Origin of the sequence: Collinsella sp. TF06-26, from assembly GCF_002232035.1 — a bacterium.
Classification (GTDB): Bacteria; Actinomycetota; Coriobacteriia; order Coriobacteriales; family Coriobacteriaceae; genus Collinsella.
Genome location: NZ_NKXR01000002.1, coordinates 175,635 through 190,444, shown reverse-complemented (window position 1 = coordinate 190,444; position 14,810 = coordinate 175,635). Strand labels below are relative to the sequence as shown.

The 14,810-nt window shown below is 62.5% G+C and carries 9 protein-coding genes; 5 read left to right on the top strand and 4 right to left on the bottom strand.

All coding sequences use genetic code 11. The annotated features are described in order from the left end of the window. The first annotated feature begins 159 nt into the window (after nt 1-159). The 5 genes from gltB to CHY22_RS02400 all read left to right on the top strand — a co-directional run bounded on the left by gltB (nt 160) and on the right by CHY22_RS02400 (nt 10,538). Nucleotides 160-4,857 carry a glutamate synthase large subunit gene (gene gltB / locus CHY22_RS02420; RefSeq protein WP_089572213.1) on the top strand — a complete coding sequence of 1,566 codons (4,698 nt, stop codon included), beginning with the start codon at nt 160-162 and terminating at the stop codon, nt 4,855-4,857. A 5-nt stretch (nt 4,858-4,862) separates the two neighbouring features. Continuing rightward, entirely contained in the window at nt 4,863-6,344 is a 1,482-nt protein-coding gene (locus tag CHY22_RS02415; RefSeq protein ID WP_089572211.1) for a glutamate synthase subunit beta, read from the top strand. 354 nt (nt 6,345-6,698) lie between these two features. Continuing rightward, on the top strand, nt 6,699-7,406 hold the full coding sequence (locus CHY22_RS02410) for a hypothetical protein (RefSeq protein ID WP_089572209.1): 708 nt from the start codon (nt 6,699-6,701) through the stop codon (nt 7,404-7,406). Nucleotides 7,407-7,603: 197 nt separating this feature from the next. Beyond that, a complete protein-coding gene (locus CHY22_RS02405; protein WP_089572207.1) occupies nt 7,604-8,680 on the top strand; it encodes a hypothetical protein in 1,077 nt (358 codons plus the stop codon). A 487-nt stretch (nt 8,681-9,167) separates the two neighbouring features. Further along, nucleotides 9,168-10,538 carry an amidohydrolase family protein gene (locus CHY22_RS02400; RefSeq protein WP_089572205.1) on the top strand — a complete coding sequence of 457 codons (1,371 nt, stop codon included), beginning with the start codon at nt 9,168-9,170 and terminating at the stop codon, nt 10,536-10,538. A 153-nt stretch (nt 10,539-10,691) separates the two neighbouring features. On the opposite strand, the gene CHY22_RS02395 is transcribed toward CHY22_RS02400, so the two are convergent. From CHY22_RS02395 to CHY22_RS02380, 4 genes are all read right to left on the bottom strand, one after another. After that, entirely contained in the window at nt 10,692-11,165 is a 474-nt protein-coding gene (locus tag CHY22_RS02395; protein WP_089572264.1) for a hypothetical protein, read from the bottom strand. 146 nt (nt 11,166-11,311) lie between these two features. After that, complete coding sequence (locus tag CHY22_RS02390) at nt 11,312-11,584, bottom strand: metal-sensing transcriptional repressor (RefSeq protein WP_089572203.1); 273 nt, start codon at nt 11,582-11,584, stop codon at nt 11,312-11,314. 156 nt (nt 11,585-11,740) lie between these two features. Continuing rightward, entirely contained in the window at nt 11,741-11,962 is a 222-nt protein-coding gene (locus CHY22_RS02385) for a heavy metal-associated domain-containing protein (RefSeq protein WP_089572201.1), read from the bottom strand. Nucleotides 11,963-12,114: 152 nt separating this feature from the next. Then, on the bottom strand, nt 12,115-14,457 hold the full coding sequence (locus CHY22_RS02380; protein ID WP_089572199.1) for a heavy metal translocating P-type ATPase: 2,343 nt from the start codon (nt 14,455-14,457) through the stop codon (nt 12,115-12,117). Nucleotides 14,458-14,810 lie beyond the last annotated feature (353 nt).

The following is a 14,810-nucleotide window of genomic DNA, read 5'->3' as shown; positions in this document are numbered from 1 at the left end:
GAACTTGGGCGCCTTGTTGCCGCCCTTGAGGTCGGCGGTGCCCACTCGTAAGGTGTGCGTTACGCGATTGTTTCGAAACGGGCGGGAAACACAACGATGCCCTGATGCTCCTACTATGCCTATTCAACTGACTGTCTAAATATCTAGGGGAGGATCGCGATGCAGGCAGATTCCGCTCAACAGCAGGGCCTTTATCGCCCCGAATTCGACCACGATGCATGTGGCATCGGCGCACTTGCCGATATCAACGGTGAGCGCCATCACCAGATTCTGGACGACGCGCTGTCCATTCTGGTCAACTTGGAGCACCGCGGCGGCACGGGACTCGAGAAGAACACCGGCGACGGTGCCGGTATCCTGTTCCAGGTTCCGCATCACTTTTTCCGTAAAGAGGCTCAAAAGTGCGGCCAGATTCTGCCGGCAGAGGGCGACTATGGCGTGGCCATGCTGTTCTTCCCGCAGGACGACAAAGGCGTAGAGGATGCCCGCCGCGTGTTTGAGGAGGGCTGCGCCGAGGCCGGCGTGCCGCTGCTCTTTTGGCGCGAGGTGCCGGTCGACCCGCACGACTTGGGCGAGACGGCGCGTGCCTGCATGCCCACCATCCTGCAGGCCTTCCTGGGCCGCCCCGACGACACGCCCGCCGGCGATGCCTTCGAGCGTCGCCTGTACGTGTGCCGCCGCACCATCGAAAAGAAGGCCGACGCCGAGTTTGCCCTGCGCGACAAGATCTTCTATGTGTGCTCCATGAGCTCGCGCACCATCGTGTACAAGGGCATGCTGGTCGCCACGCAGATGCGCCGCTTCTTCATCGACCTCAACGACGCCGCCGTCAAAACGGCCGTGGCGCTCGTCCACTCGCGCTACTCCACCAACACCACGCCCAGCTGGGAGCGTGCGCACCCCAACCGCTTTATCATCCATAACGGCGAGATCAACACCCTCAAGGGCAACGTCAACTGGATTCGCGCCCGCGAACCCAACCTGTACAGCCCCGTGCTGCAGCACGATCTTAAGCGCGTGATGCCCATCATCAACCGCGAGGGTTCCGACTCCGCGATTCTGGACAACGTGCTCGAATTCTTGGTCATGAACGGTCGCCCGCTCACGCGTGCCGCGTCCATGTTGCTGCCCGAGCCGTGGGACCACAACGATAGCCTGAGTGAGGAACGCCGCGCCTACGACGCTTACCAGTCCATGCTCATGGAGCCCTGGGACGGCCCGGCGGCCATCGCCTTTACCGACGGTCGCACGCTGGGCGCCGCCCTCGACCGCAACGGCTTGCGCCCCGCCCGCTACTACGTGACGCGCGATGGCCGCTTTATGCTGGCAAGCGAGGTGGGCACCATCGAGGTGAGCCCCGAGAACATCCTGACGAGCGGCTGCCTGGGACCGGGCCAGATGCTCGAGGTCGATTTTGCCCGCGGCCGCGTGATCTACAACGACGAGCTGCGCGCCCGCTATGCCAAGGAGAAGCCCTACCGCGACTGGATTGCCGAGGAGACACTGACCGTCGACGCGCTCGATGAGCCCGCCGCGCCCGCGCCCGCCGAGGATGCCGAGGTGCCCGCCGCCGTGCGCATGGCCAAGCTCGGCTATCACTGGGATGATGTTGACGAGGTCGTGCGCCCCATGGCCCAGCAGGGCAAGGCCCCGCTCGCCTCGATGGGTATCGATGCGCCGTTGGCCTGCCTGTCCAAGAAGACGCGTTCGTTCTTTGACTACTTCTATCAGCTGTTCGCTCAGGTCACGAATCCTCCGATCGATGCCCTGCGCGAGCACATGGTGACTTCGACCACGCTCTACCTGGGCAACCACGGCAACCTGCTCGAGGATTCCCGCACGGCCTGTCAGCTGGTGCGCTTGGAGCGCCCATTGCTCAACGAGGAAGAGTTCGAGCATATCTGTGCCATCGACCGTGTTGGCTTTAAGACCCGTCGTTTCCGTGCCGTCTATCGCCGCGATGCCGGCGAGGGCGCGCTGCAGGCTGCGCTCAAACAGCTTGCCGAGGACGTTGAGGCTGCGGTCCGCGACGGCGTGAACATTGTGGTGTTGAGCGATCGTGCCGCTGCGGGCGAGGTGCCCGTGCCGTCGCTGCTCGCCGTGGGCTGCGTGCACAACCACCTGATCCGCGCCGGCGTGCGTACCTTTGCCGACATCGTGGTGGAGTGCGGCGACGCCGTGTCCCCGCACGACTTTGCGGCGCTGGTGGGCTACTCCGCGAGCGGTATCTATCCGTACAACGCACATGCGTGCATCCGCGATCTGGCGGCACGCGGCGACCTGGACGTGACGGCCGGGCAGGGCATCGACAACTACAACAAGGCTGCGACCGCCGGCATCGTTTCCATCATGTCCAAGATGGGCATCTCCACGGTGCAGAGCTACCATTCGGCGCAGATCTTCGAGGCCGTGGGCTTTACGCCGGAGTTCGTCAACGCGTACTTCGCCGGCACGGTGAGCCGTGTGGGCGGTATGGGTGTCGAGGACGTTGAGCGCGAGCAAAACGAGCGCTACGACGCCGCGCTCGCTATCCTTAAGAGCCCGGCTCCTGATCAGTTGCCCACGCTGGGTCTGACCAAGTGGCGCCCGCTCGGCGGCGAGGATCACCTCATCGATCCGCAGACTGTCTACCTGCTGCAGACCGCCTGCCGTGAGGACAGCTACGACACCTTTAAGGAGTACAGCGCCCGCCTGCACCGCACCGGCCGTGCCGTGCGCCTGCGCGACTTGCTCGACTTTAATGCCAGCGGCCGCACGCCGGTTTCGCTCGACGAGGTGGAGCCCGCGCTCAACATCGTCCGCCGCTTTAACACCGGCGCCATGTCGTATGGCTCCATCAGCAAAGAGGCGCATGAGTGCATGGCCATCGCCATGAACCGCCTGCATGGACGCTCCAACTCGGGCGAGGGCGGTGAGGATCCGCGTCGCGAGACCCCGCTGGCTAACGGTGACTCAAAGAACTCCGCCATCAAGCAGGTGGCAAGTGCGCGCTTTGGCGTGACGAGCCGCTATCTTTGCAGCGCCTTCGAGATTCAGATCAAGATGGCCCAGGGCGCCAAGCCCGGCGAGGGCGGCCACCTGCCCGGCAAGAAGGTCTATCCCTGGATCGCCGAGGTCCGTCAGTCCACGCCCGGCATTGGCCTGATCTCGCCTCCGCCGCACCACGACATCTACTCCATCGAGGACCTGGCAGAGCTGATCTTTGACCTTAAGAACGCCAACCCCGGCGCGCGCGTGTCGGTCAAGCTGGTCAGCGAGGCCGGCGTCGGCACCATCGCCACCGGTGTGGCCAAGGGTGCTGCCGACAAGATCTTGATCAGCGGCCACAATGGCGGCTCGGGTGCCGCGGCGCGCGACTCCATCTGGCATGCGGGTCTGCCGCTGGAGCTTGGTCTTGCCGAGGCCCAGCAGACGCTGCTGCAAAACGGTCTGCGCTCACGCGTGGTGCTCGAGGCCGACGGCAAGCTCATGGACGGCACCGATGTTGCCGTCGCCTGCTTGCTGGGCGCCGAGGAGTTTGGCTTTGCGACCATGCCGCTCATCTCCATGGGCTGCCTCATGCAGCGCGACTGCCAGCAGGATACCTGCCCGGCCGGCATCGCCACGCAAAACTGCCGTCTGCGTCGCGGCTTCCGCGGTAAGCCCGAGCACGTTGAGCACTTTATGCTCTTTGTTGCCGAGCAGCTGCGCGAGGTCATGGCGAGCCTGGGCTTCCGCACCGTCGACGAGATGGTTGGCCATCCCGAGTGCCTGCGCCAGATCGAGGTCCCGGGCAACCGCAAGGCCAACCTGCTCGATCTGTCGCCCGTGCTGGCGAGCGCGACCTGCGAGTTCGGTGCTCATATCCCGGGTGCCGACGGTCGCCACTTCCTGCCGCAGATGGCCGCGGACAGTGAGCTCGACAAGACGCTCGACTCCACGTTGTTTGTGCCCTATACGGCCGATGCCCGTGCGCACCTGCGTCCGATTCGCTTCCGCGCCGATATCGCCAACGTCAACCGCTGCGTGGGCACCATCCTGGGCAACGCGGTGACCAAGGCGCATCCCGAGGGCCTGCCCGCCGGCTCCATCACCATCGATTGCGATGGCTCGGCTGGTCAGAGCTTTGGCGCCTTCCTGCCGCGTGGCATTACGCTCAACGTGTGCGGCGACGCCAACGACTACTTTGGCAAGGGCCTTTCGGGCGGCGAGGTGTCGGTGCGCCCCAACCCGCATGCGACCTACAAGTTCGACGAGAACATCATCGTGGGCAACGTTGCGTTCTTTGGCGCCACGAGCGGCCGCGGCTTCATTAACGGTCTTGCCGGCCAGCGTTTTGCCGTGCGCAACTCCGGTGCCACCGTGGTGGTCGAGGGCTGCGGCAACCATGGCTGCGAGTACATGACGGGCGGTCTGGCGCTCATCCTGGGCGAGGTCGGGCAGAATTTTGCTGCCGGCATGACAGGCGGCGTGGCCTATGTCTTTGACCAGTACGGCACGCTCAGTGCCCGCGTGAACCACGAGAGCGTTGAGCTCAAGGCCCCGACGGCCGGCGAGCTGGCGCAGATTCGCGAGCTCATCCAGGAGCACGTGGACGCGACGCAGAGCCCGCGCGGCATTAAGCTGCTCTACAGCTTTGAGACGATGAGCAAGCACTTTGTGAAGGTCATTCCGACCGAGTACGAGCGCGTGCTGGCGATTGTCTCCGCGGGCGAGGCTGCCGGCAAGACGCATGCGCAGGCCGAGGAGCTGGCGTTTGACATCGTGACCGGTCGCGCGAGTGCCGCGGATGTCGCTCGCTTCGATGTTGCGGGCGGTGCTGCGGGTGCTGCGTCCGTGGCTGCCAGCTCTGTTGCTTCGACCAAGAAGGAGGCGTAAGTGCCATGGGTAAGCCCGGTGCTTTTCTTGATATCGATCGCGTGACCCACGAGCTTCGCCCCGTGGAGGAGCGCAGCCGCGATTTCGATCCGCTGTACGTGGAGATCGACGACGACGCGCGCCGTGCCCAGGCGAGCCGTTGCATGATGTGCGGCGTGGCGTTTTGTCAGATGGGCGCGAGCTTTGGCAAGGCACGTCCGAGCGGCTGTCCGCTGCACAACCTGATTCCCGAGTGGAACGAGCTGGTGTACCGCGGCCGTTGGGACGAGGCTGCCGAGCGCCTGTCACTTACCTCGCCCATGCCCGAGTTCACGAGTCGCGTGTGCCCGGCGCTGTGCGAGGCCGCGTGCAACCTGGGTTCGGTCGATGGCGAGCCCACGACGATCCATGACAACGAGCGTGCGATCAGCGACCATGAGTGGGCCAACGGCGGTCCGCGTCGCTTTGAGCCGGCAGGGGAGGGCGCACCCACGGTTGCCGTGGTGGGCTCCGGTCCTGCTGGTCTGGTGGCAGCATGGGAGCTTGCGCGTCGCGGTGCTCGCGTGACGGTGTTTGAGCGCGACGACCGCCCGGGCGGTCTGCTCATGTACGGCATTCCCAACATGAAGCTCGAGAAGTCCGTGGTCGAGCGTCGCGTGGCGCTCATGCGTGAGTTGGGCATTGTGTTTGAGCTGGGCGCCGACGTGACGGACCCTGCGGTGGCAGCCAAGCTCGATGGCTTTGACGCTGTCGTGGTGGCTGCTGGTGCCCGTGCCCCGCGCGGGCTTTCGGCTGCGAACGTGGATGCTCCGGGCGTGGTGTACGCGGTGGACTACCTGACGGCTTCGACCGTCTCGGTGCTCGATGGCGGCGAGCCCGCGGTGAACGCGCGCGGCCTGGACGTCGTGGTCATTGGCGGTGGCGATACGGGCAACGACTGCGTGGGTACCGCGGTGCGCCAGGGTGCGCGCAGCGTGCGCCAGTTTGAGTTCTTGCCGGCTGCGCCCGATAAGCGCGCGGCGAGCAACCCCTGGCCGCAGTGGCCCAATGTGAAGAAGACCGACTATGGCCAGCAGGAGGCCATTGCCGCCATGGGTGGCGAGATGCGTGCCTGGGGCGTGGACACCCTCGAGGTGCTGCTGGACAAGAAGGGCGCGGCTGCGGGTCTGCGCGTGGTCGATCTGGACTGGTCGGCGGGAAAGCCCGAGCGCATCGCGGGTTCCGAGCGCGAGGTGCCGGCGCAGCTGGTGCTCATCGCCTGTGGCTTTACGGGCCCGGAGCACAGCGTGTTCGACGCTGTCGGCGTGCCTGTTGCCACCGCTGGTCGTCCGCTGCCGGTGATGGCTGCCGAGGGCTCGCATCTTGCGGCGCGTGTCGACGGCGTCGCCGCGGATGCCGCACCGGTGTACGTGGCCGGTGACGCCCGCAACGGCAGCTCGCTCGTGGTGAGTGCTATGGCCGATGCCCTGGCCTGCGCAGCCGAGGTCGCCGAGGCGCTGGAGCTGTAAAGTAGTCATTTAAGAACGTCCTCAATGACTAGTCATTTTTTTGTCTAGTCGTTGGGGACACTCTTTGCGAGCGATTTGCTCGTTTGTCGACGTACGGGTGTTCATTTGTCGACTTCTTGGGCTGTGGTCACCTGTTGTTTCTGTGGTGGCTGCGGGCATCTGGCTCAAAAGGGCGGGTTGGCTGTCTATGTCTACCTGCGGTTTTGTTGCGGTGGACTCATTCGGTCAAGTGTCCCGTCAAGTGTTTGGTTAGCATCTGGTTTGCAGTCGAAGGCCTATTTTGCCCGCGCTTGCCTCGGTTGCCCACCCTCCCCGTAAGCTCAAATTGAGGTCCATCAGTTTGAGGAGGATGCCATGACTGACCAAGTTTTTGACCGAGCAGAGCTGGCTGAAGCCGTCGGCAACGATATTGCCGACATGGCTCACTTTTGGATGCTGCGGAAGTTTCAATTCCTGGAGCCGGCGCGCGAACAGTTCGAGATCATTGTCGACCCGTGGCTCAGCTATTGCGCCGAGCCTTCGCAAAACGAAATCATGGCCTACAACATGGCGTTTACCGATTGGCTGCTGTTTGAGCGCCCCTATCGCCATGGCAAAACGCTGCTCGAGCTATATGTTGACGAGCCGCCGGCATCGCTTTCGCCTGCCTCGCTCAAGCGGCTCGAGCAGGTACGCGACACGCAGTATTTCTCGCGCTTTGGCATTTTGGACAAGAATCCTGCGTCCGGCATGGTCGTGCTGAAGGACACGCGCACCGATCATCGCTTTGATGTCTACGACCCGCATATCGTGCAGAAGGAGCATTGGAACGACGGCGCGATTGCGGTGCGCCTCGCCTGCGTCGACGATGCCTGGCTTACGGCGGGACAGCTCTACCTGTATGACATCGCGCGCCTGAACGACACGGCGGTCGATGGGCCTGGTGCGGTGCATCCCGAGGATCTGCAGGACGGCTTTGACACCTCGTGCATCAGCTTCTTCTTGCGTCTGGTCCGCGACATCATGGGTGCCCAGGGGCGGTATGTGAAGTCGCTCAACATCTACGAACAGGAATGGGAGTAGGGGATGGACGGTTGTCGCCTGCCTTGCCTTCTGCCTTTATGTCTCGATCTGTAACGTTTAGGGACAAAAAACCGGTCTACCTGGTACAGATCGAGACGAATACTTGGGCGCCGCTGGTTTGTCTAAATCTGTAACGTTTAGGGGCCTGGAGAACGTCTAACTGTTACATATCAAGACGTTTATCAGCGGAGGCAACGGTGACAAAGGTCCATTTCTCCGATGTGGCGGTGATGGAAGTGTCTAATACCGTTTTCAAACACAAGCATGCAACACGTAACACGTTGGCGCGGAATAGGATGCTTGCCAGGCTCACGGAGGCGGCTGAACAAGGCGTGCTGCTTGCGACACACGACAATGCCGAGCTCATGTGGCTGCGGCGTCATGTGGGAACTGATGATATTGCGGAGCCCGAGCCGTATTTGTTCTGCTTGCAACATGATTGGGTTGTACTGACGCCGGCGGAGCGAGCACTGCGGACCATCAAAGGGCTTGCAGAATTTCATCCCGATTGGGCGTTTTGGGGTTATGACGCGGCACTTTTGTGGGGTCTGGAGGTGCCGAATGATCTGCTTGGACCGCGATTTCTTGTTAAGACAGGTTGCTCGGTGCCGCTGAGTGCGGGATGCCGGCTGTTGCGTCCGCAGGCGGCGGGTGCGCTTGAGCGCGTCGACGGCGTGCGAGTGACGCCGTTTTGGCGCACGGTAGAGGATTGTCTGCTGCGTGCGCCGTTTTCGTATGGTCTGGCGATCGCCGATTCTGCGCTGCGGGCGAAGGGCATATCGCGCGACGACCTCTGCGAACGGCTCCAGGCCGATTGCGAGGGCAGACACGGGTATCGCAGAGCTCAGGTGATTGCGTCGCATGCGGACGGGCTGTCCGAAAACGGTGGCGAGTCTCGGTTCCGGGCGTTCTTTATTGCATACGGTTTTCCGGTGCCAGAGTTGCAGGTGAAGTTTCGTGACCCGCTTGATTCGAGCCAAGTGTTTCGCGTTGATTATTTCTGGAGGCTCGAGGACGGGACGTGCGTGATTGGCGAGCTCGATGGAAAGGGAAAGTACGCCTTACAGAACGACGAGGGTCGGGAGTCGGTCGACCCGTTCGTGGCAGAACGTCAGCGAGAGTCTCATCTGACGATGCTCGGGCATAAGGTGCTGAGGTTTACGTTTGATGAGCTCAAGAATCCGGGGAAGCTGGCTGAAAAGATGAGACTGGCGGGCATTCCGCAGTGGGCCGATTTGGCTGAGCAGTGGAGGCGGCAGTGGTATGGGCGCTGAGGGGTGCAACTGACGCGGATGTGGTTGTTCCTGCCGAGTTTGTCTTGATCTGTAACAACAGGGGGCCGTTTGGTCTCGTAACTGTTACAGATCGAGACAGAAGGTTGGCGCCTGGTGAAAGTTCTCAATCTGTAACATCTAGAGGCCGAAAACCTGTCTAACTGTTACAGATTTAGACGTTTGACGACAGGGCTGGAGAATATCTTAATCTGTAACATCTAACGGCCAAAAACCGCTCTAACTGTTACAGATCGAGACAAAGGTTGGACGCGGTGCCGAAAGATCTCGATCTGTAACATTTGGAAGGTTAAAGACGGTCCACCTGTTACAGATCTAGACATTTCCCGGATGTCGCTGGGATGGGGCTGCAACGCATTCCATTCTCCGCATCTCCTCCTTTCTCCGTTAACCGATATGTCCGCAGCAATCCTGCCGAACTGGGTAATAATGGACAAATGTTGAAGTTTCTAAGGGGGAGGAGCTCGATATGGCGTCTGCTGATCGTTCCACGTTGTTTATCAATGCGACCGTCCTGGATGGTTCGGAACATATGGAGCCGCAGCCCGATATGGCCGTGGCTGTTGAGCGCGGCGTCATCACGTGGATGGGGCCGAGTGCTGTGGCGCAGGCTCCGGCGGGGGCCGAGGTCATCGACCTGGCAGGGGCGTATCTCATGCCAGGCCTCATCAATATGCATGTGCATTTGTGCGGCTCGGGCAAGCCGGTTTCGGCGGGCGATGCGGGCGCGCTGATGAAGAAGCTCGATAATCCCGTGGGGCGCGCCATCGTGCGCCACATTCTCAAAGGCAGCGCGCAGCAGCAGCTGGCAAGTGGCGTGACCACGGTGCGCGGCGCGGGCGACCCGCTGCTTGCCGATCTGGCCGTGCGCAACGCCATCGACGCCGGCAAGTATCAGGGTCCGCGTCTGGTGGCGCCGGGGACGGGCGTCACGGTGCCGGGTGGCCACGGCGCGGGGCTGTTCGCGCAGGTCGCCAATACCCCCGACGAGGCGGCCGAACAGGTGCGCGATCTGTATGCGCGCGGTGCCGATGTCATCAAGTTGTTCGTGACGGGTGGCGTGTTCGACGCGACCGAAGTGGGCGAGCCGGGCGTGCTGCGCATGCCGATCGATGTCGCCGCGGCGGCGTGCAAGGCGGCGCACGAGGTTGGCCTTTCGGTCATGGCCCATGTCGAGAGCACCGAAGGTGTGAAGGCCGCGCTCCAGGCCGGCGTCGACACAATCGAGCACGGCGCTCCGATGACGCCTGAGATTCTGGAGCTGTACCGCGGCGCCGCGGGAACACAGCTCGAGGGACGTGCGCCGAGTGTGACCTGTACGATTAGTCCGGCGCTGCCGTTTGTGTTGCTCGATCCGGAAAAGACCCATTCGACCGACACGCAAAAGAAGAACGGCGACATCGTGTGCTCGGGCATTATCGAGAGCGCTCGCGTCGCCCTGGATGCAGGCGTTAAGGTGGGCCTGGGCACGGACTCGAGCTGCCCGTTCGTGACCCAGTACGACATGTGGCGCGAGGTGGCCTATTTTGCCAAGTACGTGGGCGTGAGCAATGCGTTTGCGCTGCATACGGCCACGCAGGTCAACGCCGAGCTGCTGGGGCTGGGCGGCGAGACCGGCAAGATTGAGTGCGGTAAGGCCGCCGATATCCTGGTGACGCGCGAGAACCCGCTCGATGACCTGCGCGCTCTGCGTGAGCCAATGCACGTGATGTGCCGCGGCAACCTGGCGCGAAAGCTCAAGGTGAAGCGCATACCTGAGGTGGACGCCGAGCTCGACGCGATTATGGCCATGCCCGCCGAAGCGCTGGCCGAGGAGCTCGCCCGCGACGGCGTGGCGTAAGCGCCGGTGTGACGGGGGACAGTCGGCTCGTCGAACGCCGCCGCCTTATACAAAAAAGCCGAGGTCTCAGCAAGAGGCCTCGGCTTTTTTATCGAATAAATGCTTCAGATTTGAGACAAACACTACTGATTCATTTGCCCCACGGCGCGATGCCTAGGAGCGTGTTTCCATCTTGGCGTGGCACTTGGGGCAGGTGACGCGGATCTTGCCCTTGCCCTTGGGGACGGACAGCATCTGACCGCAGTTAGGGCACTTAAGGTAGGCCGTGGTCTTGCGGCCCTTCCACATCTTCTTGGCCGTTCGCTTGGCGCGCTCAAAGTCTTCCTTGCTGGTGCCGGCCGCGCGCGAGGCGTTGGCAGCCGCGGCGCCGCCACCCAAGCTGGCGACGAACTTACCTAGGCCGGGGACGTTTGCGGTCGCCGTGACAAAGGCATCGTTCTCCTTGCGGCGCGCGTCGATGTTTTTGGACAGACCGCGCAGCACGCCGAGCGCGATCACGGCGATGGCGATCCAGCTGAGCCACTGGATACGGGCCATCGACCCGATCATCGCGATGATAATGCCTGCGAAGCCCAACACGACGGTGAGTTCATCGGCGCCATTGCGACCCTTCATAAAGTCATTCATGCACATTGCCTTTCGTTCGATATGCTGCACGCCTTTATACCCGATTTAGAGCAAGGGGGACAGGTTAATCTGCACCAGTGTGGTGCAAGCATACCTGTCCCCAGAACACCAAGACGGTGCAAAGAAGATTGTTCCCAATGCCCCAATTACTTGGAGAGCTTGTCGACGACGCGTTCAATCTCGGCAAGCTTGGCGGCCTTGAGCTCCTCGTCGCCCGATTCGATTGCCGAAGTCACGCAGCCCTCGATATGCGCCTTGAGCACGTCGGCGTTGATGCGCGCAATGAGCGCCTGCGTTGCCATGAGCTGCGTAGAAATATCGACGCAGTAGCGGTCCTCCTCGACCATCCGCAGGATGCCGTCGATCTGACCACGTGCCGTTTTGAGCATGCGGGTCACCGATTTATGGTCTGCCATCATGGCGGGTCCTCGTTTCTGGTCAATCCTTCAAATGCCTCACCCTCAGTTGCGGTGAAATAGTTCCTGATTGAAGGCTTAAAGCGTTTAAACCGGAACTATTTCACCGCAACTTCTGAGGGGCTGGTTGGGCAGCGGTGTCTGTTGGTGCGGCAGCTGCTACGCGGCGGTCACGGACAGGGCGTGGAACTTCTCGCCCGCGGCTTCGACGGCGGCGGCGAGCTGCTCGGCGGTCACGGTGTCGGCGCACTCCACCTGTACGGTCTGAGTCTCGTGATCGGCATCGGCGTCGGTCACGCCGGCAACGTTGAGCAGTGCCGTCTCGACAGTAGCGTCGCAGTGGCCGCACATAAGGCCCGAGGTTTTGATCGTGTAGTTCATGGTTGTACTCCTTATCGATTGAGGTTTTCTGACAGTTTAGTCGTGAACAGAGTCATCTTAAAGGTGCGCTGAGGTGCCCGAGATTGCCCCGAAAGAGGAGCGAAGCGTACTTGGGTACGCGAGCGACGGTTTGAGGGGCAAGGTCGGGTGCCTCAGCGTGCCGTCTTGGGCTTAAAGGTTCGCAGGCGCAAAGCGTTGGACACGACGCACACGCTCGACAGGCTCATGGCCGCGGCGCCAAACATCGGCGAGAGCTGCCAGCCGGTGAGGGGGAAGAACACGCCTGCGGCGAGCGGAATGCCGATGCCGTTATAGAACAGCGCCCAGAACAGGTCCTGCTTGATGTTGCGGATCGTGGCGCGCGAAAGTTCGATGGCGCGGGCGACGTCCATGAGGTCGCTGCGCATGAGCACCACATCTGCCCCCTCCTTGGCGATGTCGGCTCCGGTGCCGATCGCAAGGCCCACGTCGGCGCGCGCTAGGGCGGGGGAGTCGTTGATGCCGTCGCCCACCATGGCGACCTTGTCGCCCGCATCCTGCAATTCGCGCACGTGGCGCTCCTTGTCGGCGGGCAGAACGTCGGCGATGACCTCCTTGCTGTTCAGTCCCACGCGGCGGGCGATGGCCTCGGCCGTCACGCGGTTGTCGCCGGTGAGCATGCGCACGTCGACGCCAAGCGAGCGCAGCGCGGCAATGGCAGCAGCACTCGTCTCCTTGACCTCGTCGGCCACGGCAATGGTGCCGACAAGCTCACCGTTCTTGGCAAAGAACAGCGGCGTTTTGCCCTCGGTGGCAAATTGCTCGGCAAGGTCCGTAGGCACGGCAGCGCCCAACTCGCCCATGAAGCGCACGTTGCCGGCTGCGATGACATTCTGCCCCTCGCGCGCCGTGACGCCTCGCCCGGGCACGGCGGCAAAGTCCTCGACCATGCGTGCGGCGATTCCGCGCGTCTCGCACTCGGCCATAATCGCCTCGGCCAGTGGGTGCTCACTCTGGCGCTCTAGTGCGGCGGCAAGCTTGAGCAGCGCCTTTTCGCTCATAACAGGCGAGCCGTCGGCGCGCGCGGCAACCACAATATCGGTCACGGCCGGCTTGCCGCGGGTGACGGTGCCCGTCTTATCGAGCACCACGGTGCCCACGCTGCGCAGATTCTCCAACGCCTCGGCGCTCTTAAACAGAATGCCCATCTCGGCGCCCTTGCCGGTGCTCACCATGATGGCGACGGGCGTGGCCAGGCCCAGCGCGCACGGGCAGCTGATCACCAACACGGCCACGGCGGAGGTGAGCGCCTCGTTCACGCTGCCGGTCAGCGCCATCCACGTCACAAAGGTCACGGCCGAGATCGCAAACACCACGGGCACAAACACGCCGGCGACCTTGTCGGCCAGGCGGGCGATAGGCGCCTTGGTGGCGTTGGCGTCCTCGACGAGCTGGATGATCTTGGCGAGCGACGTGTCGGCGCCCACGCGTGTGGCGCGGAAGGTAAACGATCCGGTGCGGTTGACGGTGGCGGCGTTGACGGTGTCGCCGGCGGCTTTTTCCACGGGGATGGACTCGCCGGTGAGCGCGCTCTCGTCCACGGCCGAGCTGCCCTCGAGCACCACGCCATCGACGGGGACGGACTCGCCGGGGCGCACGCGCAGGACCTGGCCGGGAAGGATGGCGTCGACGTCCACAGTGGCCTCGCTGCCGTCATCGGCAACGACGGTCGCGGTCTTGGGCGCCAGGTCGATGAGCGCTTCGATCGCGCCGCCGGTCTTGGATTTGCTGCGCGTCTCGAGGTATTTACCCACGGTGACGAGCGACAGGATCGTGCCGGCGCTCTCAAAATACAGATTGTCCATGCCCGTCATCATGGCCTCGTGGACCTGACCCGCGGCTAACTGGTCGGCTATGATGAACATGGCATAGAGCGACCAGGCGACGGAAGCGGTGGCGCCGACGGCGATGAGAGCGTCCATGGTGGGCGCGCCGTGAACGAGCGATTTAAACCCGTTGATAAAGTACGCGTCGTTGACATAGACGATGGGGATGAGCAGGACAAGCTCGGTGAGGGCGAGCGTCATGCTGTGGATGTGGTCGGTGAAGATGCCGGGCAGCGGCCAGCCGAGCATGTGTCCCATGCCTATGTAGAACAGCGGAATGAGGAAGGCAATCGAGACGATGAGGCGGGTGCGCATGGCAGAGGCGGCGGCCTCCAGCTTTTTGGTCGGCGACTCCATATGGGCGGCGCCGGACCTGGCTTGCGCGTTGCCGTTTGAGTTGGCGGCATCGGTGCCCGTGCTGACGGGCGAGGCCGAATAGCCCGCGCGGTCGACGGCGGTGCAGATATCGTCGGGGGAGACCTGCGCGGGGTCGTAGTCGACCATCATGGAACCGGCGAGTAGGTTGACCGCGACACTTTGGACGCCGTCGAGCTTGCTCACGGCGCGGTCCACATGTGCCTGGCAGGCGGCGCATGTCATGCCGCCCACGTCGAACTTATCTTGAGCCATGGCTTCTCCTTTCCGTGGTTCGGTGTTGGAATTGTTAACCTGCCGATACTATACACCCATACCCCCTGGGGGTGTCCAGTATAGAAAGAAATGTATGACATTTCGTTACAGATGAGGGTGGCTGCTCAATCGTTGGCAGCTCATGTCAAACATCTCGATCTGTAACATCTAGCGGGGAAAATGACCTCTAACTGTTACAGATCGAGATTATGTTTTGCGATGTTTGAGTTCGTCTCAATCTGTAACGTGTAGACCCGGTTTTGTCTCGTAACTGTTACAGATTGAGACAATCGGCCCAGGCCCGCCTCGTCCGCTCCGTCATCTGTGGTTTACGTGGGGGCATACGGAGTACG